A 22,313-nucleotide genomic window follows, 5' to 3' on the forward strand; every position below is an offset into this window, starting at 1 on the left:
CTGTAAGGTCCTGTCTGCCGGCTCAACGCCAACGTGCGATCAGACGTTCGGCCAGTTCGACCGGCTGCCCGGCGACGCCGCCGCGCGCGATCAATGCGGTGGATGCGGCCGCGTCATAGCAACCGTCGGTCGCCTGGCCGGCCACGAGTGCGCCCGCCCAGGAGTGGTTCATGGCTGCGTCGACACGGGCCGGGTCGCTGCCGCTGAGCAGCAACACCGCCGAATCGGCCGACGGCAGCGAGGCGATCACGTCGCCCTCGCCTTCGGTGAAACGGATGCCGTGCTCGTTGACGGAGATGCCGATCTCGGCGGGCAGGATGTAGATCGAACCGGCCATCGCCAGCAGGCCCGGTTCGGCCAGGCGAACCTGCAACGGCGTGGCGCGCTGCATCTGCGCGACCAGCCGGTCGTAGCGGCCACCATCGAGGCGCTGCTGCACCAGCACCGGGCGCGGGAACGTGTCCGGCAGCGCGCCCAGGAGCTGGCGCACCGCGTCGGGACCGCCAATGCCGGCGAGCACCAGGACGGCGCCGTTGCTGTGCACGGTGGTGCGGTCTTCGACCAGCTCCAGTGCGGAGATGCGGGTCTCGAGGTCGCCCAGGTCGCGCTGGAAACGGTTGTTGGCGGCGCGGCTTTCGGTGCTGGCGGCGGCGCCGGAGTTCTCGTCGGCGAACGACCAGTCCGGAGCCGACGGCGCGGCAGCGGCCGGGGCCGCAGGCGTGGTGATCGGCGCGCTGTCGTCACTGGCGATGTCGAGCGAGCGGCTTGCCTCGAACAGCAGCACCGGTTCGGCCGGCGTTGCGTGTTGCGGCATGGCTACCGGTTGTACGGTATCGAGCAGTTGCAGGTCGTCGAGCAGTTCGACGGCGACCGGCGCCTGGGCCGGCGAAATTTCGTAGTCGAAGCTGGATTCGAACGGCTCGATCACCAGCGCATCGTCGTCGGTCGACACCATGCCCGGCTCGTCGAGCAGCGGCATGTCGATCGCGTCCAGTGCCTGCTCGTCCAGCAGCGCCGGCGTGGCGGTGACCGCCATGGGCGCTTCGAAGTGAAGCTCCGCGGCGACCGGGTCGAACGGGCTCAGGTGCATCGTCTCGACTGCGACCGGGGCCGGCGCCATCTCGGGCTCAGGCACCGCTGCGACCGGTTCCGGTGCGACCGGTTCCGGTGCAAGCGCGAGCGGTGCTTCGGCAATGGCGGTCGCGGCTTCGGGCACGGCCGTGCCGGCGCCGAACTCCTCACCGTCGCCTTCCGGCTCGTGGCCCGGCGGCAACACGTTGCCATGACCCTGCAGCTTCGCGGCCAGGTGCCGCGTCCAGCGCGCCAGGTCCCAGCCTTCGCGGCTGGCGGCAAGCGCCGCCTCCTCATAGATGACTTCGACCGCAGGATCGCCCAGCACCGGGTCGAAACGTTCGATCGCATCCTCGGTGGCCGCGTCCAGCGCCACCACGATCACCTGCGGCGCGGCCAGGCCGAGCGCGGACGGATCGAGCGTGGTCGGGTCGGCCTCCAGCACCAGTTCGGCACCGGCGTCGGAGAGCGCCGAGCGCAGGCGTTCACACGCCGCGCCCGGTCGCGCCAGCAGCACCGCGCGACGCGAAGACTCACTCATGATTGCGCGATGCCCCCGCGCCCGGCGCATTGATGCCGAGCAGTTCGTAGACGTTGCGGATCAGTTCCGGCTCCTGGTACGGCTTGCCGAGGTAACGCTCCACGCCGATTTCAAACGCGCGCTGGCGATGCTTGTCGCCGGTACGCGAAGTGATCATGACGATCGGCACGCCGCGCAGGCGCGAATCGCCCTTCATCGCGGTGGCCAGCTCATAACCGTCCATGCGCGGCATTTCGATGTCGAGCAGCATCAGGTCCGGCACGCGGTCGGTCATGCGTTCGAGTGCGTCGATGCCATCCTTCGCGGTGAGGACCTCGAAGTTGTGGCGTTCCAGCACGCGGCCGGTGACCTTGCGCATCGTCACCGAGTCGTCGACCACCATCACCAGCGGCACGCGGCGCTGTTCGACCGGTGCGGCAACGACCGGCACGTGGTCGCGCGGCAGCAGCATCTGGCGGCGCACCAGCGGGGCGACGTCGAGGATCACGACCACGCGGCCGTCACCCATGATGGTCGCGCCGAAGATACCCGGCACCGAAGCGACCTGCGGACCGACCGCCTTCACCACGATTTCGCGGTTGCCGACGACCTGGTCGACGCAGACCGCGGCACGCAGATCGCCGGAGCGGATCAGCAGCAGCGGCATCTGCAGGTGGCCTTCGGCCTTGGCGGTGCCGTGGCCGACCAGCGCGCCCAGATCATGGACCGAGTAGTCCTCGCCGCCGTAGCGGTAGGTCGCATCGGCCATGTCGAGGCGGTCGCGGGCGATGCGGCCGACACCGCGGACCGAGGCGATCGGCACGGCGAAGGTGGTCTCGCCGATGCGGACGAACACGGCCTGGGTGACCGCGAGCGTCTGCGGCAGGCGCAGGGTGAAGTTGACACCCTTGCCCGGGACCGAATGGATGTCGAGCGTGCCGCCGAGCTGGCGCACTTCGCTGGCGACCACGTCCATGCCGACGCCGCGACCGGACAGGCGGCTCACCGCATCTGCAGTGGAGAAGCCCGGTTCCAGGATCAGTGCATCGAGGGCGGCATCGGACAGCGTCGCGCCAGCGGGCACCAGGCCGCGCTCTTCGCCACGGCGGCGGATCGCGGCGCGGTCGAGACCGGCACCGTCGTCGCCGACTTCCAGCACCACTTCCGAACCTTCGCGGCGGACCGCGATGCGGATCGTGCCTTCTTCCGGCTTGTGCGCCTTGCGGCGCTTGTCCGGCGTTTCCAGGCCATGCGCGACCGCGTTGCGCAGCATGTGTTCCAGCGGCGCGGTCATGCGCTCGAGCACGTTGCGGTCGAGTTCGCCCTGGGTGCCGTCGAGCTTGAGCTGGACATGCTTGCCCAGTTCGCCCGAGGCCTGGCGGACGACGCGGCGCAGACGCGGCAGCAGGCCGTCGAACGGCACCATGCGCGTGCGCATGAGGCCTTCCTGCAGTTCCGAGCTCACGCGCGACTGCTGCAGCAGCAGGGTTTCGTACTGGCGGGTCAGGTCGTCGAGCGTGGTCTGCAGGCTGGTCTGGTCAGCGGCCGACTCGGCCAGTGCACGCGACAGCTGCTGCAGGTTGGAGAAGCGGTCGAGCTCGAGCGGATCGAACGCCTGCTCGGCCAGATCGCCTTCGCGCTGGTAGCGGGCGACGATCTGCGCTTCGGTTTCGATTTCCAGGCGGCGCAGCTGGTCGCGCATACGCGTGTTGGTCGCTGCCATTTCCGCGATGGCGCCGCGGAAGGCACCGAGCTGCTGTTCCAGTCGGGCGCGGTAGATCGCGACCTCACCGGCGTAGTTGACGAGACGGTCGAGCAGGTCGGCGCGGATGCGCACCTGCTCCTGCGGCGCGCGAACACCGATGTCGTCTTCGTCGCCCGCCGGGGCATCGCTGATCGGTGCAGACAGCGGCTTGAGTTCGACGTGCTGCGGCGGTTCCGCCGTGACGGTGGTCGCGGCCGGCTTGGCCGGTTCGACCGGCGTCGCGGGAACGTACGACTGGCCGCGGGCGCGTGCGTCGAACTGCGCGATGAGTTCGTCCGGCATGGCGATCGCGCGGCGTTCGCCAACGCGGGTGACCATGGCATGGAGGCGGTCGAAACCGTGCTCGAGCAGCGGCACGCCATCGCGTCCGAGCTCGCAGCGCTGTTCGGCGACCGCTTCCAGGAGCGATTCCATGGCGTGGCCGAGTTCGCCCACGGCCATGATGCCGGCCATGCGCGCGCCACCCTTGATGGTATGCAGGTCGCGCTGCAGGCCCACCACCGGCTCGCGATCGCCCGGCGCCTGGCGCAGTTGCGCCAGCAGGCCGTCGGAATGGTCGAGCAGGTCGCTGGCTTCCTCGACGAAGATGTCGACCAGTTCCGGATCCAGTCCGCTCAGGTCCAACGCTTCGTCGGGGTCGTCGCTGCCGGCCAGTGCATGCGCGATCAGTGCGGCAACGGCCGGTTCCTGTTCGTCGCTGGCGGCATCGGCGTGCGCGACTTCGGCCTGCGGCTCGTGGCCAGCCGGTTCGTCTTCGCCACCGTCGGATTCGTTGGCGCCCGGCGCACCCGCATCGGCGAATGCGGCCAGGCCAATCGACGCGGCCTCGATCGCTGCCGCCTGCTGTTCGCGGGCGACACGTTCGGCTTCGGCGTATTCGGTTTCGAGGCGGGCGTACTCGCGCTCTTCGTCTGCCAGGCGCTCGGCTTCGAGACGCTCGGCTTCGAGGCGTTCTGCTTCGAGACGCTCTGCTTCGAGGCGTTCTGCCTCGAGGCGTTCGGCTTCGAGACGCTCCGCTTCGAGGCGCTCGGCTTCGAGGCGCTCCGCTTCGAGACGCTCGGCTTCGAGGCGCTCGGCTTCGAGGCGTTCGGCTTCGAGACGCTCGGCTTCGAGACGCTCGGCTTCGAGGCGTTCGGCTTCGAGGCGTTCGGCTTCGAGGCGTTCGGCTTCGAGGCGTTCGGCTTCGAGGCGCTCGGCCTCGAGACGCGCTTCCTGCTCGAGCTGCGCCATGGCCTGGCGCTCGGCTTCGTTCTGCTCCAGGCCAAAACGTTCGGCCGGCACGCGCTCGACGTCGATCTGGCCGACATTGGCCTCTTCGATCGCAAGGCGTTCGGCTTCGATGCGGCGCGCCTCGGCCAGTTCGGCTTCCACGCGCGCGGCCTGCGACGGCTCGGCGAGGAAATCCGGACCGACGTCGGACGCCAGGTCGGTGAACTCGCTCAGGTCGAACGACGTCAGCTGGATCTCGTCGCCATCGTCCATGGCGATGTCAGTGTCGACCGGCTCGATGTTGACCGGCATCGACTGGCGTGCGTCCGGCAGGCTGTCGCGCAGGGCGCGCATGCGCGCGGCCAGGCCTTCGAATGCAGGCACGCGCGGCGCCGGCGTCTTCAGCGTGGCGAGGGTGCGGCGGATCGCGTCGGCAACATCGGCCATCGCCGCCACGCCTTCACCGCTGGCCGGCGTGGCCGAGGCAAGCAGGCGCTTGACGTAGATTTCGGTCGGACCGGTGATCTCGGTGATGACCGGCACTTCGGTCATCGCGAACGCGCCGTTGAGCGTATGGAACGAGCGCTGCAGGCCGTCGTCGACCAGGCGCGGACCGTGGTTGGCTTCGGCCAGCCACTGTTCGATCGTCACCAGGTGGCCGCTGACCTCGGCATCGAGGATCTCCAGCAGCACCGCGTCGACCGAGGCGGGCGTGCCCGGCTCGATGGCGACCACCGGAGCCAGCTCTTCGATCGCCATCTCGACTTCGACGGCCTCGACGGCCTCGACGACCTCGACGACCTCGACTTCGGGTTCTTCGGCGAGCACGTCGAGGCTGACGGCTTCCAGCGTCAGCTCTTCGGCCACCACCGGCTCGTCGGCAACCACCGCCGCAGCACCGGCCGCGGCCGGCGTGTACAGGCTTTCGTCGCCTTCGGCCAGGCGGTCGGCATGGGCTTCCATGCCGGCCAGGTCGGCCGTGATCGTGCCTTCGTTGCGCAGCGCCGCGTGCAGCTGCGGCAGCGCGGTGTAGGCATGCCCCACCAGGCCCATGACCGCCGGGCTGGCAGGACGGGTGCCGTCGAGAACGCGGTTGAGCAGGTTCTCGATCTTCCAGCTGAACTCGCCCAGGGTCTTGGCGCCCACCAGGCGGCCACTGCCCTTGAGGGTGTGGAACACGCGGCGGATTGGACGCAGCCGCTCGCTGTCTTCCGGCGCGCCGTGCCAGACCGGCAGCAGGTCGCCCAGATGGCGGATCTCTTCGTCGAGCTCCTCGAGGAACACCTCGCGGATCTCGTCGTCGATGTCGTCGCTGTGCTCGAAGCCACCGGCGGCGATCGCCTGCGGCGTGGTCGCGATCGGGGCGTGCACCACGACCGGCGCCGGTGCAGCCGCTGCGGCAACCTCGGCGACCTTGGCAGGCTCGGCCGAAGCCGGCATCGCGACCGTGCCCAGGGTGATCGTGTCGGACAGTTCGAAGTCCGGAACGTTGGCCAGCTCTTCGCGCGTGATCGGCGAACTGGGCGCCATCGTCGCGGCGATGTCGAATTCCGGCAGCGGCCAGTAGCGCAGCGATTCCAGGCTCTGGCGGGTGATGTCGAGGATGTTGTTGCGGTTCGGGCGCTGCTCGCGCAGTGCCTCGAGGTAGTACTCCAGGCTGGCCAGTGCATCGGCCAGGGTGTCGAGCTGCTGGCCATTGGGCACGCGCTTGCGGCCGATCAGCTCGACCTCGGTGTAGCGCTTGACGCCGGTCAGGTAGTCGGCCGGCTGCACGAGCTCCAGCATGCGCAGCGCGCCGCCGACTTCGTCCAGCACGCGCGGCACTTCGGCCAGCTCGGCGTGGTCCCAGTTGGTTTCGACGAAGGCGACGAACGCCTGGCGGGCATCGCCGAAGTTGGCGATGGCCTCGCGAACCACGACGTCGAGGACCTTGCGCGCCTCACCGGCAAGCAGGTCGTCGTCGGCCTGTTCGTCGGGCAGGCCCAGGCGCGAGACCTGGTCGTCCAGCGAAGCGTCGACGTAGAGCAGTGCGCCGGCGACATCGAGCAGCGCGCCCTCATCGGCCGGACGGCGTCCGCTGACGATCTCGTGCATCGCGTCGCGCTGCTGCAGCACGACGGTGCGGGCAACGCCCAGGCCCATCATGCCGAGCGTGTCGCTGACGCGGGTCAGTGCTTCCACCTGCGGCAGCAGGGTGGCGACATCGGTCTGGCCGGTGCGCAGGTGCAGGTCGAGGGCGTCCTTGACCCGCAGCAGGTCTTCCTTGATCGCCGCGGCAACGGTGTCGAGCAGCGCGCGATTGCGGCCGCTGAGGCTGCCGCGTGCATGCTCGAGTTCGGACTCGCTCGGCAGGTGCGAGTCGAGTTCGAAGGTATGGCGCAGGTCGTCCAGTGCCGGGTGGCGGCCATCGCTGTGGGCGACGTGGTAGAGCAACTGGCGGGTCGGTTCGGCGGCCGGCTCGCTGCGCGGCGCGGCGAAACCGTCGTCGGCCAGCATCAGGCGCGCTTCGCGCTCGACGCCACCGAAGGCCTGGCGCAGCGCGCGCGTGGCCGGCAGGGCGCCGTCGCGCAGTGCACCGGCGACCGAGGAGGCCACCCAGAGCATGCGCCGGACCGGCTCCAGCACCACTTCGGCGAGCAGGCCGTCAACGGCGCCTGCCAGCTTGTCGGGATGCGCGGGGCTGCCCTCTTCCGGCCAGGTGGCCAGGGCATCGCGCAATGCGGCCAGATGGCCGGAGGTGTTGTGCGAAGGCGTGCTGCGCTGGGCCGGTGACGACACCAGGTTCGACGGCAACGGACGGTCCAGGTCCGGCGCGAACAGCACGCTCTCGTTGAGGCCCGCCTCGCCGCGCGTGGCGCGCAGTTCGTTGAGCAGCGGCAGCAGCACGATCGGGATATCGCGGTGACCGCCCTGCAGGCGCTCCAGGTAGTCTGGCAGCAGGACCACGCCGCGCATCAGCGCCGCACAGGCCTCGTCGCGGTCGGCGACCTTGCCCTGCTGCAACGCCAGCGCCAGGCGCTCCATTTCCTCGGCGACCATCGCCGGTGCGTACAGCTCGACCATGCGCAGGGTGCCGTGCACCTGGTGCAGCTGGTCGGCGCAGTGGCGCATGCGGCTGGTGTCGGCAGGATCCTCGGCATAGGCCTCGATTTCCTGCTGCGCCAGGCGCAGGGTCTCGTCAAGCTCCGGCTTGATCCAGCCCAGCGTGGTCGTATCGATTGCTTCGCGCATCACCGTCATCGCTCACCCCACGCAGGGATGACCCGGCGCGTGCCGTGGCGCATGCCCATGACGGGCATGTCCCGGCGGCCGTATTTGAACCTGTTCATCGACCTCGTCCTTGTCAGGCCGGCAGCTTGAAGTCGGCGACCGAGCGGCGCAGGTCGGCGGCCAGTTGCGCCAGGTTTCCAATCGACGCCGCCGTCTGGTTCGCACCCTGCGAGGTCTGCGCGGTAATCGACTGGATGGTGTTCATCGTCGCGGTGATGTTCGATGCCGCACTGGACTGCTGCTGCGCAGCGGTCGAGATGCCCTGAATGAGGTTGGACAGGTCCGACGACACCTTTTCGATCTCGCCCAGTGCGGTACCCGCGTCCTCGGCCAGTCGTGCACCGGCGACCACTTCCGAGGTCGTCTGCTCCATCGAGCTGACCGCTTCGTTGGTGTCGGACTGAATCGTCTGGACCAGCGTTTCGATTCGCTTGGTGGCGTTGGACGCGCGTTCTGCCAGTCGCTGCACTTCGTCGGCCACGACCGCGAAGCCGCGGCCTGCTTCACCGGCCGAAGCCGCCTGGATTGCCGCGTTCAGCGCCAGGATGTTGGTCTGCTCGGAAATGTCGTTGATCAGTTCCACGATCGAGCCGATTTCCTGCGAGCTTTCACCCAGTCGCTTGATTCGCTTCGAGGTTTCCTGGATCTGGTCGCGGATCGAGTCCATGCCGGCGATCGTCTGGCGCACCACGCCCGCGCCCTTGGTCGCGATCTGCACCGAGCGCTGCGCCACGTCCGCCGATTCGGCCGAGTTGCGCGACACCTGGTTGATCGAGGCCGCGATTTCACTGATACGGCTGGAGGCGGAGTTGATTTCCTGCGCCTGGTGTTCTGCTGCCTCGGCCAGGTGCATGGCGGTGGCCTGCGTTTCCTGGGCGCTGGCGGCGACCTGCACCGAGGTATCGGTAATGGTCTGCACCAGGCTGCGCAGCTGCTCGACGGCGAAGTTGATCGAGTCGGCGATGGCGCCGGTCATGTCCTCGGTGACGGTGGCCTTTACGGTCAGGTCGCCTTCTGCGAGCGAACCCATCTCGTCCAGCAGGCGCATGATCGCCTCCTGGTTACGGTCGTTGAGTTCCTTGGTGGTCAGGTAGCGCTTCTTCTGCTGGCTGTTGAGCGAGAACACCAGGAAGACGATCGCGAGCAGCGCCGCGCCACCGGACAGGATCGAGATCCACAGGTTGCCGGCGAAGCTGGTGTCCTTGAGCGAACCGAACGCGGTGAAGGCGCGGAACAGGCTCTGGCTGTCGGCCAGCAGCTTGTTGGAGCCGCCGGTGATCGCTTCGGCCGCGGCCTGTGCGCGGAACAGGTTCTGCGAGCTGGACAGGATGGCGTCCAGGTCCTTCTTCATTTCCAGCCACAGCGTCTCGGCCTGGGCCAGTGCAGCCAGGGCGTTGCTGTTGCCCAGCGGGGTCACGCCGAAGGCGGCGTCGCCCTTGCGCAGGCCGGTCAGGACGTTGCCGAACACGGCGGCGTCGCGGCCCAGGGCCTCACCCGCCAGCGCAGCGCCACTGCCACCGGCGCGGATCTGGGTGATGCGTTCGTTCATCTTGCCCGACAGCACCACCTGGCGCAGGGCGATATAGACCTGCGAGGACGGCGAGCCGGAGGCCGACATCGCGCGCACCAGTTCGTCCAGGCGGGCCTGCAGCTGCGGCACGCGGCTGGTGAAGCTGTCGGCGTTGCCGGCCAGGGCCAGCACCGCGGTCTCGCTCGAGATCACCTGGTCGGCGCTCTTGCCGAGCGGGCCCCAGGTGTCGGCGACGGTCTTGATCGCACCGGAGACGCCGGCGGTGTCGCCGAAGTTGGTGTTGAGCTGCTCCACGTCCGCGACGATCTGGCCGCGGGTTTCCTTGAACGCGGTGAAGGCCGCGGCGTTACCGCTGACCGCCTCCGAGCCCTGCACGGCGAGCTTCTGCGAGTTCACCTGCAGGTCCGAGGCCGAGGAGCTGGCGCCACCGAGCCGGGCCGCCTTCCACGTTGCGTAACCGGTGTTGAGGCCGAAGATCAGCACCGAAATGCCCAGCACGATCAGCCAGGTGTTGACGCCAAGGCTACGGCCCTTGCCGGCAGCGCTATCAATCGCAGTGACACTCATGATTCGACCTCGGTAATGTTGCTGCTGGAGCGGCTCTCGGACCGCGACATGTCAGTGCGCGGCATGTCAGAGGCCGCTTGGCGGAATTCAGGCGTGCGGGCCAGCCGATCCAGGCTGAAGATTCCCCACGTATGGTTGTCGAGGCGGTAGGCGCGCTCGATGAAATGGCTGTAACGGCCAGCTGCGAGCGCCAGGTCGGTGCCCTCTTCGGCCACCGGCTCGACTTCGACCTCGACCAGTTGCTGCTCCAGGAAGCTGCGCTGGCCGTAGAGCTCGTCGATCAGCACGGCGACGTCGCCACCGGGCTGGCGAACCAGCAGGATCCGCTGGCTTTCATGCAGCACGGTGCGCTGGCCCTCCAGGAACTGCTTGAGGTCGACGATCGGCAGCAGGCTGCCGCGGACGTTGGCCAGGCCGAGCAGCCAGGGCTGCGCGCCAGGCACCGGGGTGACCTGCGGCAGCGGGAGGATTTCCAGCACCTCGCCGAAGCCGGAGGCCAGGCGACGGTCACCAATGCGGTAACCGACGCCGCGCCACAGGCCCGGCGCGTCGAGCTGCTCGGGCAGACCGACCACGTGCGCCAGGCTGCGGCGCTCGTAGTCGACCAGCACATCGAACGGCGAATGCAACATCTGTGTCAGGCACCCAGCAAGGCGTTGATACGGGCGATCAGCTCGTCTTCGCGCGGCGGCTTGACGATGTAGTCGCGGGCACCCTGGCGCATACCCCACGCCTTGTCGGTGTCCATGCCCTTGGTGCTGACGATCAGGACCGGGATGGTGCTGGTGTCGGCATCGCGCGACAGCGCGCGGGTCGCCTGGAAGCCGTTCATGCCCGGAAGCACGACGTCCATCATCACCAGGTCGGGCTTCTCGCGCTTGCAGGTTTCAATGCCGTCTTCGGCATTGCCCGAGGCCAGCACCTGGTGGCCATTGCGCTCAAGAAGCTGGGTAAGGACCGCCGTATCGGTCGGCGAGTCCTCGATAAGAAGAATACGTGCCATTTGTTGCCTTACCCCCCGGTCAGGCGTTTACGTGCGTTCGGATCGCGTCGAGCAGTTCTTCGCGGGTGAATGGTTTGGTGAGGTACTGCTCGGAGCCGACGATGCGCCCGCGCGCCTTGTCGAACAGCCCGTCCTTCGATGACAGCATGATGACCGGCGTGCCCTTGAACAGATGGTTGTTCTTGATCAGGGCGCAGGTCTGATAGCCGTCCAGGCGCGGCATCATGATGTCGACAAAGATGATTTGTGGCTGCTGGTCGGCGATCTTCGCCAACGCCTCGAAGCCGTCGGTGGCGGTAACCACTTCACAGCCTTCTCGTTTCAACAGCGTTTCGGCGGTTCGGCGGATGGTCTTGGAGTCATCAATCACCATGACCTTCAGACCGCCGAGGCTGCCGTTGCGGACCTCGTCTAGCATTTTCGATTTCCCCCGTGCGAATGCCGCGCGTCTGCGGGCACTTCGCCAGCTGTCTTTATTCCAAGCCGCGCCGTAGCTGTCAAGCAAACTTTTCAGCGGGCATGCTGAACGCGCCACGGGCCCGGTCAAGCCGGGAACCGCTTCCAGATCGAACAGCAGGGGGTCGGGGGACCGGCCAGCGGGGCGACTTTCGGGCACGTGGGATGCGTATACCCCAGATCCCCGCCGCTGCCGACGACCCCGTTCCCGAGCCGCGACGCAGGTACCAGTCCGGATGGACGGCGGGCACAGGGCCGCAGTCCGGCCCACCGGGCTGGCCGGGGGCGGCGGGCGGGCTGCTACCATCTGCCGCATTCTTTCCAGCAGTGCCGCCATGCCGCTCGACATCGTCGTCGTGATGGACCCCATCGGGTCGATCAAGATCGCCAAGGACTCGACCTTCGCCATGCTGCTGGAAGCGCAGCGCCGCGGCCATCGCCTGCATTACGTGCAACCCGGTGGGCTGTCCGTGCGCGACGGTACGGCGCTGGCGAAAGTGGCGCCGCTGAAGGTGCGCGACGACAAGGCCGGCTGGTTCGAACTGGGCGACTGGAGCACGCTGACCTTCGGCCCGGGCCAGGTGGTGCTGATGCGCAAGGACCCGCCGGTCGACAACGAATACATCCACGACACCCAGGTGCTCGGCCTGGCCCAGCTGGCCGGCGCGATGGTCGTCAACGACCCCCAGGGCCTGCGCGACTACAACGAGAAACTGGCCGCGCTGCTGTTCCCGCAGTGCTGCCCGCCGACCCTGGTGAGCCGCGACAACGCCGCGCTCAAGGCCTTCGTCGGCGAGCACGGCGAGGCGGTGCTCAAGCCGCTCGACGGCATGGGCGGCCGCTCGATCTTCCGCGCGCGCGCGGGCGAGGCCAACCTCAACGTGATCCTGGAAACGCTGACCGCCGGTGGCCACAGCCTGGCCATGGCGCAGCGTTACCTGCCGCAGATCAGCGATGGCGACAAGCGCATCCTGCTGGTCGACGGCGTGCCGGTCGACTACTGCCTGGCGCGCATCCCGCAGGGCGATGAATTCCGCGGCAACCTCGCCGCAGGCGGTCGCGGCGAAGGCCGTCCGCTGAGCGATCGCGACCGCTGGATCGCGGCCGAAGTCGGCCCGGAAATGAAGCGTCGCGGCATGCTGTTCGTCGGCCTGGACGTCATCGGCGACTACCTCACCGAGGTCAATGTCACCAGCCCTACCTGCATCCGTGAGCTCGATGCGCAGTACGGCCTGAACATCGCCGGGCTGATGTTCGACGCGATCGAGGCTCGCCTGGCTGCATGAGCGCTGTGGTCGCACCGCAGAGTTATGGCGACGCCGAAAACGGTCGCGTCAGCGCCACCTTCGTGCTGTCGCTGATGGTCCACGGCATCCTCCTGCTCGGCCTGGGCTGGACGCTGGAGAAAGCCGCGCCGGTGATGCCGACGCTGGACGTGATCCTGACCCAGACCACCTCGGCGCTGACGCCGAAACAGGCGGATTTCCTCGCCCAGGCCAGTAACCAGGGCGGTGGCGAGCACGACAAGAGCACGCGCCCGCGCGAGGCCCAGTCCGGTCCGTTGCCGCAGGCCACCACCGGCCTGGCGCCGCGCCCGCTGCGCGCACAGTCGCCGGCGCCGCAGCCGGCACCGCAGGCACGGGTGGTCACCAGCAGCCGCGGCGAAACCGTCACGGCCACCGCCCGCACCACGCCGGCGCCGAGCGAACGCCCGCTGCCGCGCGGCCAGGAAAAGATCGAGCACGACATCGAGATGGCGCGCCTGGCCGCCGAGATCCACATGCGCTCGGAGCGTTACGCCAAGCGGCCGACGCGCAAGTTCGTCTCGGCCAGCACGCAGGAATACACCTGGGCCGGCTACCTGCGCGAATGGGTCGACCGCGTCGAGCGCGTCGGCAACCTCAACTACCCCGACGAGGCCCGCCGCCGCCATCTCGCCGGCCAGGTGGTGATCAGCGTGGCGATCCGTCGCGACGGCTCGGTCGAGCGCGCCGACATCGTCAAGACCAGCGGCGTACCGCTGCTGGACGCATCGGCGCTGCGCATCGCCAAGCTCGCCGAGCCCTACCCGCCGCTGCCCAGGACCGAGGAAAACCCGGACATCCTGCACGTGACGCGGACGTGGAACTTCCTGCCGGGCGGCACGCTGGTCGACGAATGACCGGTGGAATGGACGCGCGCCGATCACCGGTGCGTTGAATCACCGGTGCGCTGACCGGGAACAGTGCGTCAGCGCGAGTCGCGCAATGCCTGCTGCTCGCGAATCGTCAACGCGACGTTGTTGCGCAGGTAGGCCGGCTCGACCCGTTCCGGCGCGACCGCTTCGCCACGTGAAAACGCATGCGCCGCCAGGCGAGCGACATCGGCTGCATGTGGCAACTGCGTCGGATCGACGGCGATGACGCGACCGCCCAGATGCTGCGCCAGGGCGCCCTCGGCCGCGCCGAAACCGGTGCCCACGCCGAGCCAGTTGCGCGATGCATCAGGCAGCGTCACCAGGTTTGGCGCGCACACGGATTCAGCCGACAAGGAATGCGCATCGCCGTCGCGAACCAGGAATGCCGCCGAGTAAACCTCTCCCATCCGCGCGTCGATCGCGGCGAGCACGCGCGCTCCCTCGTCCGCGCGGGCAACGGAACGCTGATCGGCGCGCATGGCCAATACCGCCAGAGTCGACACGGGCACGACCGGGCGATCGAGCGCCATGGCGATGCCCTGCACCACCGCGATCGCCAGGCGCACGCCGGTGAAGGCGCCCGGTCCACGGCCAACGGCGATCGCATCGAGCTGCGAGCGCGCGACGCCGGCCTGCGCCAGCAATTCATCGGCCCATGGCAACGCCAGCTCGGCATGGCGGCGTGGCGCCAGCTCGAAACGTTCGCGCACCTCGCCGTCGACCAGCACGGCGACGGAGAGGGCTTCGGTGGCGGTTTCGAAGGCGAGGAGCTTCATGGGTCAACCGGGCCTCTACCTGGGAATGACAACATTCTACTGCCCCCGAACGACTCCCCGAGCTGGCCAGGCCTTCACCGGCGAAGGGTCCAGTTCGACTCAGGTCTCGGCGGCCCTGACCAGATCCAGGGAAAGAAGCCGGATTCGTCGATCCACGAAATAGCCTCCCCCCTCGACGTAGAACAGGAATGAACGGCCGCATCGCCTGCACGACCATACCGTGCAGTCGTTATACGGGTAGAACCCCATGGCAATGGGAGCGTCCTCGGACCAGAAGTTTGTTCCAGCCGGATGGAACTCCTCGAACGTCAACTCTTCCGCCGAAGATCCGCGCAGCGTCGCGACCTCGTCCAACAGCGTGTTGGGTAGTGACAGCGGCATGCTTGTCCAAGCGCGAGGCACGGGACGGGTGCATGCACAGGCGACGGAAATGCTGCAGGTATGCGCTGCCAACTCAAGCAACGCCGAATAGTCGAGCAGTGGTAGTTCCGGAGTGGTCATCTACAGCGTTACCAGACTCAGGATGAGGGTGATCGTCACAACAGATCCGACCGTCGTCCACGTGATGATCGACGCCATTGCCTCTGCATCGCCCCCCATCTGACGGGCCAGAATGTAGGCGTTCCCTGCACACGGGGCGGCCGCATACAACAGAGCTACGTTCCCCGACACGCCGGCCACGCCCTGGAATTTGAGGAGTGCGAGGGTAATGGCCGGCATCACCAACAGTTTCAATCCGGACGAGTACACAGTGATCGCGATCTTGCGGACCTGTGTCACGAAGATGAGGCCCGCTCCTACCGACATCAGACTCAAGGGTGTGGCCGCACCGCCGAGATAGCGGAGCAACTGCGCAAGAATCTCGGGGATCTTTACGTCACATACATTCAAGACGACACCAAGGAGTGCCCCGCCAATCAAAGGATTCCTGATCAGGGCGCCCAGCATGTTGGCGATGCTCCTTCTCCCGTCTGTTCCATAGCGATTCAAAACCATCACGCTCATCACGTTCGTCAACACGATCATGTAGGCGACGAACACGCCAGAAATGGCGACTCCATCCTCTCCGAACAACGATTGCGAAAGCGCAATAAAGACATAGGAGTTGTAGCGGACGGCCCCCTGGAAGATCGAAGTGAATACGCTGTTTGGGAGGCTTGTGATCGCCTGCACGGCAAAGGCGATCAACGCAACGAACGTCGTTGCCCCAATGGCTGCAACGACTCCCGGGAAGGCTTCGCCACCCAGGAACCTGGCGCCGCTGACGTCAAGGACAAGCAAGGACGGAAACAACAGGTAATAGACCAGTTTGTCTGCCGTCGACCAGAAGTCATCACTGCCTATGAAGCAACGCTTTGTAATCGCGCCAGCAACTATCAGCAAGAAGATCGGAAAGACCGCTTCGATGACCTCGATCATGCAGCCGCTTCGATAGGCATGAAAACCCGCCTCTGAATCCGCACAAGATTTCGGTGATTCCACAAATTCGACGCGATGAATGCACGCTGCACCCAACGCAATGGATTCCCGAAGGCGTCGAACGTCGGCTGGAAGGCATCTCTTGAGTGAAGGGTGAAGCGATTATCGATGTAGAGCAGACGTCCAGGAACGACGTCGATCGCGAGGGAGCAGGCCTTTATCTGTTCATGGAACAGCTGCAGGGCCCGCCTGGATGGCTCACCCATGGACTCCACCATGTCTCCGTAGAACACGGCATACACTTCGGGAAAGTCTGGGTTTCCGCTCACAATCGGAACAGGACCGGTTCGCTCCAACCCTGCCTCCCCTGCCCCTCTCCAGCGATAAGGCACTCTGATGCGGTACGAAGGCCTCATCAGTTCCGCAACAGTCTCGCTCGAAAGTCGCTCCAATGCGCATCGCGCGTCGGACAGCCGCGTGCTTGGTCCGTTGGGGTCATGACGCACCCCGGCAAGTACGAGCCCCAACGGCGAGAAATTTCGCTCCCCCATGCACTTTAGCGCGGCATTCTCGATGTGAAAATCCAGCTCGAGCTCGGAGCCAAGACCGGTGTACTCCGCCCTTGATCCTGGCGCCGGAATCAAGTTATTGACCACCTCCGGTCCCTCGAAGGCGATGGAGTATGGCTCGCCAAGTGTTGCTGCGAATGCCATCACGGAGTTCTCGCTCACTACGCCGCTCTTGCAGGACGGATCGAATCTGTTTGGGCTAGGAGTGGTAAACACTTCCTCGTCGACAGGAAGGTTGTCAAAGATCAGATGCGACTGCGGACTGAGCGAAGCGCGCTGCTCGGCAAGGGCATCGACCACCCGGCGCGGGAGCGCCGATTGCGCCGCAATTCTCACGTCAGTTACGTAGGCGGTGCCACCGCTGGGATCGTACTGGATTGAGCCGATTGATTCGCGAAAGCGCTCTCTTTCCGAGTCGGTAAGCCTGAAACTGCAACAACTGGTAGCCATGCATCATCCATGATGTTTGGTTTTCGCCCGTACAGGCTTGTACGGACCCGTCTTTCGACAGCTGCCGGGGCATCCATCGCCCAACTAAAACAGTCAGTCGACCTCGGCCCATAAGGGTTGCGGACAGCCTGGGAAGAGTCCATAGGAATCCTCCGAACTCACTGTCAGCCGGCACGAATAGCGCGAATTCGAAGCCCTATCTCATCGGTACAGGATGCCGACACTCAGGGATGCCGACACTTACGCCCCACCCCAGCGCCGGCGACTCCTATTCGACGTCAGGCTCCGCGGTGGCGTCTTCCGGCACTTCGGCGAAGAACGCGCCGACATCCTCCACATGCCGTGTCTTCGGCAGCGGCGGCAGCGAGTTGAGGAAGACGCTGCCGTAGGTCTTGCTGGTCAGGCGCGGGTCGCACAGGACCAGCACGCCGCGGTCCTGCTCGTTGCGGATCAGGCGACCGGCGCCCTGCTTGAGCGCGATCACCGCCTGCGGCAGCTGCTCATCGCGGAACGGGTTGCCGCCATTGCGGCGGATCGCGTCCAGCCGCGCCTCGAAGACCGGGTCGTCGGGTGCGGCGAACGGCAGCTTGTCGATCACCACCACGCTGAGCGCATCGCCGGCCACGTCCACGCCTTCGCGGAAACTGGCCGCACCCAGCAGCACGCCATTGCCGGAGGCGCGGAAGCGTTCGAGCAACACCGGTCGCGGCGCTTCGCCCTGCACGAACAACGGCCACGGACCACCCTTGAGCAGTTCGGCCGCCTCGCGCAAGGCACGGTGCGAGGCGAACAGCACGAACGCGCGCCCGCCCGACGCCTGGAGCACCGGCCGGATATTCTCGACCATGCTCTCGTTGTAGTTGCGCACGGTCGGATCGGGCAGGCCGCGCGGCAGATAGCACAGCGCCTGCCTTTCCCAGTCGAACGGGCTCGGCACGAGCAGTGTCTGCGGCGGATCGTCACCCTTGAGGTACAGGCCGAGCTTGATCGCGTAGTGCTCGAAGCGGCCGCCGACGGCGAGCGTGGCCGAGGTGAAGATCCAGGCCGCATGCGACTGCGCGCGGTGCTGCGCGAGTGGCCCTGCGACGTCGAGCGGGGTGCGGCTGAGTCGGAACCCGCGCGCGGTCAGCTCGTACCAGAGCACGCTGCCGTCGTCGCGTTTCTTCTTCGCGGCTTTGGCCTTTGCGGCGGCGTCTGCTGCGTCGGCGGCGGCGTCGAGCTGGGCGAAGTCGTCGGCGAACTCGTCGTCGTCCTGCGCGTCGCCTTCCTGCGCGCCAGTTTCGGCCGAGTCGTCGCGCCACCGCTGCAGCCGCCCTTCGAACTCGACGGCACGCGCCGCGCAGGCGTCGAAGCCCGGGGATGCCGGTGCCAGCGGCGCCAGCACGTTGTGCAACTGGCGCAAAGCATCGGCCAAGCCGTCGAAGGCCTCTTCGACCGCCGGTTCTTCGGCAGCGCGCCTGCGCGTGCCACGCACCGGCAGCTCGTCCATCGCCGCACGCAGCGCGCGCACGCTCTGCTCCAGCGCGCGTGCCGGGTCCTGCACCGCGGCCAGTGCCGAGGGCACCTGCTTGCATTCGGTCAGCGCATCGCGGGCCAGTTCCACCAGCGGCCGCGCACTCAGCGCTTCGCCGAAGAACTGCGCGGCCAACTCGGGCAACTGGTGCGCCTCGTCGACGACGAAGGTCTGCGCGCCCGGCAGGATTTCACCGAAACCCTCCTGCTTGAGCGCCAGGTCCGCCAGCAGCAGGTGATGGTTGACCACGACCAGATCGGCCGCCTGTGCGCGTTGCCGCGCCTGCACCACGAAGCAGTCGGCGAAGAACGGGCACTCGCTGCCCAGGCAGTTCTCCGTGGTGCTGGTGACCATCGGCAGCAGCGGCGAGTCTTCTGGCAGGGCGTCCAGTTCGGCCAGGTCGCCCATGCGCGTGCGCCCCGACCAGGCAACGATGCGCTGGAACTGCGCGGCCATCTCGCGCGTGGCGAAGCGCGGCTCGCCCTGCGCCTGGCGCATGCGGTAGTGGCACAGATAATTGGCGCGGCCCTTGAGCAGCGCGGTCTTCAGTCCGATGCCGAGAGCGTCGCGCACGCGCGGCAGGTCGCGGTGGTAGAGCTGGTCCTGCAGCGCGCGGGTGCCGGTGGAGACGATCGTCTTCTTGCCCGACAGCAGCGCCGGCACGAGATAGGCGAAGGTCTTGCCGGTGCCGGTGCCGGCTTCGGCCAGCAGCGTGCCGCGGCTGTCGACGGCATCGGCGATCGCCGCGGCGAGATCCTGCTGGGCGATTCGCGTGGTGAAGGCCGGGATGTTGCGCGAGAGTTCGCCGCCGTCGGCCAGGGCCGCACGGCTCGCCTCGCTGAGGCGATTACTCATGCGCTGGGCGGTCCTGCGTGCGGGGGCAAGGCAAAGTCATGTGCGATCCGATGAGGGGGCCGGCTTGCTGGCGACCCTGCGAGGCCACCGCTTCCAGCACCCACCATTGTCGCTCGCATTTCAGTATCGCGGCGGTGCGGCGATGGTGCAGGCGTCGCGCTCACGGCGGGCATCGGCGGCGCTGGGAGCGTCAGGAATTTCCACCGGAAGCGCCCTGGCCCTGGCCTGGCGGACCTGGGCGATCGTTTCCCAGTGGCGGCGGCACAACGGCCCGACCCTGGAGCCGCCGTCCAGGCCCTGGCGGGCGAAGCGTTCGGCATCGTCGAACTGCTCGTTCAGCAGCGCTGCCTCGGCGCGCTCCTGCAGCAGCGCCGGGTCGTCCGGATTGAGCTGCAGGGCATGGTCCAGCGCCGCGGCCGCCTGCGGATACTGGCCCGCCTTCTCCAGTTGCTCGGCGTCCTTGCGCAGATCCTCGACCTGCGGGTCGCGCAGCGGCTGCACGTCCAGTTCGCTGCTGGCTGCACCGCCGGTGGCGCGAACCGCGCGGACCGCGGCAGGCGCGTCGAACACGGGTACCGGCGTCGGCGGCGGCGTGGTGCTGCAGGCCGACAGCAGCGCGATTGCCAGCGCCAGCGTCGTGGCCTGCGACTTCAACCTCGTCACGGCAGGTTCTCCTGCTGCTGCGGCGGCGGTGCCTCCGCGGCCGGCTCGGCCGGCTTTTCCTCGTCCTTGTGGCCGAAGCCGAACCACTCGCGCCAGCCGCCCTGGCCTTCCTCGGCCACCGGTTCCGGCGCCGGGCACGGCGCGTAGCCGGGAGCGAAGCCGGCGACGTAGGCGAAGCGGCGCGCGCCCATGCAATCGGGATCGGTGGTGTTGCTGGCAATGGTCCACTGCCAGTCGATGCCCTTGTCGCCGACCTTCAGCGGCGCACTGGGCAAGTGCGAGAAGATCCCCGACCACACCCGCATCGCGCCGGTGGCGCCGTACAGGCCGGTGGTCTGGTTCTGGTCATTGCCGACCCAGATCACCGCCAGGTGATCGCCCGTCCAGCCGGCGAACCAGCTGTCGCGGCCGTCGTTGCTGGTGCCGGTTTTTCCCGCCGGCGAGAGGCGGCCGAGGCCGTCGCGGACCAGCTGGCTGCCGGTGCCGTTCGACACCGCCTGCTGCAGCGCGATGGTGATCAGGCGCGCGGCGATGGCGTCGCCTTCCTGCGCCGGCGCGGGGTCCTTGTCGTAGCGGTTGAGCGCACGGCCATTGGCGTCGAGCACGCCGCGCACGGCATGCAGCGGCTGGATCTCGCCGCCGGATGCCAGGAACTGGTACAGCTGCGCCATCGCGTAGGGGCTCTGGTCGACCGCACCCAGGATCAGCGCCGGGTTGGGCTCGGCCTCGATGCCGGCCAGGGTCTTGATCAGGCTGGCGATGCGCTCGGGCGCGACCTGCATGCCCACGCGCACCGTGGCCTGGTTGTAGGACATCGCCAGTGCGTCGATCAGGCGCACGGTGCCGTGGCTGCGGCCGTCGGAGTTGCCCGGGTTCCAGTTCTTCTTCTTGCCCAGCGCGACCGTGACGGGCGCATCGTCGACCCAGCTGGCCAGCGAGTACTTGCCCGGCTGCGCCAGCGCCAGCAGGTAGACGAACGGCTTGAGCAGCGAACCGACCGGGCGCTGCGCCTCGACCGCGCGGTTGAAGCCATGCTCGGTGACGCTGCGGCTGCCGACCACGGCGACGACTTCGCCGTTGTGCACGTCGGTCACCACAAGACCGGTCTGCAGCGGCGGCCGCCGCTTGTTGTCCAGGCTCTTGAGGGTGCGCGCGACGGCGCCTTCGGCCATCGCCTGCGCCGATGGCGACATGCCGCTCATCACGCTCAGGCCGGCACCGGACAGCGCATCGGCGGGATAGTCGCGGGCGAGCTGGCGGCGGACCAGGTCGACGTAGGCCGGGAAGCGGTTGGCGGCGATGCTGCCGGGGTCCTTGGTCACGCCCAGCGGCGCCTTCAGCGCGCGCTGGTATTGGGCGTCATCGATGAGCGTGGTTTCGCGCATCTCGCCGAGGACGAAGTTGCGCCGCTCAAGCGCACGTTCGGGATTGCGGCGCGGGTCGTAGTACGACGGCCCGCGGACGATGCCGATGAGCAGTGCGATCTGTTCGGTGCTCAAGTCGGCCAGGTCGCGGCCAAACCAGAATTCCGAGCCGGCGGCGACGCCGTGGATCGCCTGCGCGCCGCGCTGGCCGAGGTAGACCTGGTTGAAATAGGCCTCCAGGATCGTGCCCTTGTCGTAGCGGGCCTCGATCAGCAGCGCGTAGAGGATCTCCTTGCCCTTGCGGGTCAGGGTCTGCTCGCGACCGATGCCGAGCAGGCCGCTGCGGGCGAGCTGCTGGGTCAGCGTGCTCGCGCCCTGTTTTGCGCGGCCGGCGGCAACGTTCTTGAACGCCGCGCGCAGCATGCCGGTCACGTCGATGCCGTGGTGGCTGTTGAAGTCGCGGTCCTCGACGGCCTGCAGGCCGGTGACCAGCAGTTCGGGCACTTCCTTCAGGCGCACCAGGCGGCGCTCTTCCTGCTTCTGGCCGTACAGCGTGGCGATACGGGCCGGGTCGAGCCGCACCGTCTTGAGCGGCCGCTTCTTGTCGGCATCGCGCACGCCGGCAACGCGGCTGCCCGACAGCACCACTTCGATCCGCCGCGCCGGAACCGCGCCGTCGACGTCGCTGAAGCCGCGGCTGGAGATCTGCCATTTGCCGCCGTCGCGCGAATAGCTGCCGGCGCGGACGCCGTCGCCGGCGTGGTAGGCGGCGGCATCGAGCTCGGTCTTGAGGGTGGTCGCATCGAGCGCCAGCCCCGGAGCGAGTTCCAGCGGGCGCGCGTAGACCCGGGTCGGAATCTGCCAGCGCAGCTGGCCGAAGCGCTCACCGACCTCGTGATTCAGGTACAGCGTGTAGGGAATGAGGAAACCCAAGCCCAGCCCGACCGCGGCCAGCAGCCAGGTAACCAGACGCCGCCGCCACTGCGGGGGCTGGCTGTCGTCGGTGGATTCGTCTTCGTCGTAGTCGATGGTGTGGCGTGCTGGCATAAGTGGGGCGGCATGGGACAATGTCAGGGCTGCGCCCTCTTGGCCGCGAGTCTATCGCAGCCGGCCGGCCACCCCGCACGGGCGTGGCC

At 67.7% G+C, this 22,313-nt stretch carries 15 protein-coding genes and 2 pseudogenes; 3 read left to right on the forward strand and 14 right to left on the reverse strand.

Going from position 1 to position 22,313, the window contains the following annotated elements; translation table 11 throughout:
- Nucleotides 1-22: 22 nt before the first annotated feature.
- Together AB4Y64_RS16825 and AB4Y64_RS16830 are read right to left on the reverse strand one after the other, a co-directional pair.
- Nucleotides 23-1,612 (reverse strand): chemotaxis protein CheB, encoded by a 1,590-nt coding sequence (locus tag AB4Y64_RS16825; RefSeq protein WP_441817621.1) that lies wholly within the window; start codon nt 1,610-1,612, stop codon nt 23-25.
- Nucleotides 1,605-3,980 carry a response regulator gene (locus tag AB4Y64_RS16830; protein WP_441817649.1) on the reverse strand — a complete coding sequence of 792 codons (2,376 nt, stop codon included), beginning with the start codon at nt 3,978-3,980 and terminating at the stop codon, nt 1,605-1,607. The genes AB4Y64_RS16825 and AB4Y64_RS16830 overlap by 8 nt, the downstream gene beginning before the upstream one ends.
- A 176-nt stretch (nt 3,981-4,156) precedes the next feature.
- On the opposite strand from AB4Y64_RS16830, the gene AB4Y64_RS16835 reads away from it, so the two are divergent.
- Nucleotides 4,157-4,789, forward strand: coding sequence for a pentapeptide repeat-containing protein (locus tag AB4Y64_RS16835; RefSeq protein WP_441817650.1), 633 nt, complete (start codon nt 4,157-4,159; stop codon nt 4,787-4,789).
- Between the two features lie 784 nt (nt 4,790-5,573).
- Here the strand turns inward: AB4Y64_RS16835 and AB4Y64_RS16840 are convergent.
- The 5 genes and pseudogenes from AB4Y64_RS16840 to pilG all read right to left on the reverse strand — a co-directional run.
- Nucleotides 5,574-7,805 (reverse strand): annotated as a pseudogene (locus tag AB4Y64_RS16840) (Hpt domain-containing protein); the annotation flags it as partial.
- A 103-nt stretch (nt 7,806-7,908) separates the two neighbouring features.
- Nucleotides 7,909-9,933: a methyl-accepting chemotaxis protein gene (locus AB4Y64_RS16845; protein ID WP_441817622.1), complete on the reverse strand. Its 2,025-nt coding sequence runs from the start codon at nt 9,931-9,933 to the stop codon at nt 7,909-7,911.
- A 68-nt stretch (nt 9,934-10,001) separates the two neighbouring features.
- Nucleotides 10,002-10,562 (reverse strand): annotated as a pseudogene (locus AB4Y64_RS16850) (chemotaxis protein CheW); the annotation flags it as partial.
- An 8-nt stretch (nt 10,563-10,570) separates the two neighbouring features.
- Nucleotides 10,571-10,936, reverse strand: a complete 366-nt coding sequence (locus AB4Y64_RS16855) for a response regulator (protein WP_115843696.1) — start codon at nt 10,934-10,936, stop codon at nt 10,571-10,573.
- A gap of 19 nt (nt 10,937-10,955) precedes the next feature.
- Nucleotides 10,956-11,354 (reverse strand): twitching motility response regulator PilG, encoded by a 399-nt coding sequence (gene pilG, locus AB4Y64_RS16860; protein ID WP_115843698.1) that lies wholly within the window; start codon nt 11,352-11,354, stop codon nt 10,956-10,958.
- A gap of 373 nt (nt 11,355-11,727) precedes the next feature.
- Between pilG and gshB the strand changes: the two genes are divergently transcribed.
- Entirely contained in the window at nt 11,728-12,678 is a 951-nt protein-coding gene (gene gshB, locus AB4Y64_RS16865; protein WP_441817623.1) for a glutathione synthase, read from the forward strand.
- The gene (locus AB4Y64_RS16870) at nt 12,675-13,553 is read left to right on the forward strand and encodes a TonB family protein (RefSeq protein WP_441817624.1); all 879 of its coding nucleotides are present in this window, start codon (nt 12,675-12,677) and stop codon (nt 13,551-13,553) included. The genes gshB and AB4Y64_RS16870 overlap by 4 nt, the downstream gene beginning before the upstream one ends.
- A gap of 68 nt (nt 13,554-13,621) precedes the next feature.
- On the opposite strand, the gene tsaB is transcribed toward AB4Y64_RS16870, so the two are convergent.
- The 7 genes from tsaB to mrcB all read right to left on the reverse strand — a co-directional run bounded on the left by tsaB (nt 13,622) and on the right by mrcB (nt 22,224).
- Entirely contained in the window at nt 13,622-14,344 is a 723-nt protein-coding gene (gene tsaB, locus AB4Y64_RS16875) for a tRNA (adenosine(37)-N6)-threonylcarbamoyltransferase complex dimerization subunit type 1 TsaB (protein WP_441817625.1), read from the reverse strand.
- A gap of 99 nt (nt 14,345-14,443) precedes the next feature.
- Nucleotides 14,444-14,845, reverse strand: coding sequence for a hypothetical protein (locus AB4Y64_RS16880; protein WP_441817626.1), 402 nt, complete (start codon nt 14,843-14,845; stop codon nt 14,444-14,446).
- Nucleotides 14,846-15,763 (reverse strand): AEC family transporter, encoded by a 918-nt coding sequence (locus AB4Y64_RS16885; RefSeq protein WP_441817627.1) that lies wholly within the window; start codon nt 15,761-15,763, stop codon nt 14,846-14,848. It lies immediately after the preceding gene.
- Nucleotides 15,760-16,782 carry a TauD/TfdA family dioxygenase gene (locus tag AB4Y64_RS16890; protein WP_441817628.1) on the reverse strand — a complete coding sequence of 341 codons (1,023 nt, stop codon included), beginning with the start codon at nt 16,780-16,782 and terminating at the stop codon, nt 15,760-15,762. Before AB4Y64_RS16890 ends, AB4Y64_RS16885 begins: the two co-directional genes overlap by 4 nt.
- A 268-nt stretch (nt 16,783-17,050) precedes the next feature.
- Nucleotides 17,051-19,150 (reverse strand): ATP-dependent DNA helicase, encoded by a 2,100-nt coding sequence (locus AB4Y64_RS16895; protein ID WP_441817629.1) that lies wholly within the window; start codon nt 19,148-19,150, stop codon nt 17,051-17,053.
- Between the two features lie 120 nt (nt 19,151-19,270).
- Nucleotides 19,271-19,813 (reverse strand): tetratricopeptide repeat protein, encoded by a 543-nt coding sequence (locus AB4Y64_RS16900; protein WP_441817630.1) that lies wholly within the window; start codon nt 19,811-19,813, stop codon nt 19,271-19,273.
- Nucleotides 19,810-22,224 (reverse strand): penicillin-binding protein 1B, encoded by a 2,415-nt coding sequence (gene mrcB / locus AB4Y64_RS16905; protein ID WP_441817631.1) that lies wholly within the window; start codon nt 22,222-22,224, stop codon nt 19,810-19,812. The genes AB4Y64_RS16900 and mrcB overlap by 4 nt, the downstream gene beginning before the upstream one ends.
- Between the last annotated feature and the right edge of the window lie 89 nt (nt 22,225-22,313).

This window comes from Lysobacter sp. TAF61 (assembly GCF_052113485.1).
In the GTDB taxonomy this organism is placed as follows: Bacteria; Pseudomonadota; Gammaproteobacteria; order Xanthomonadales; family Xanthomonadaceae; genus Lysobacter_J.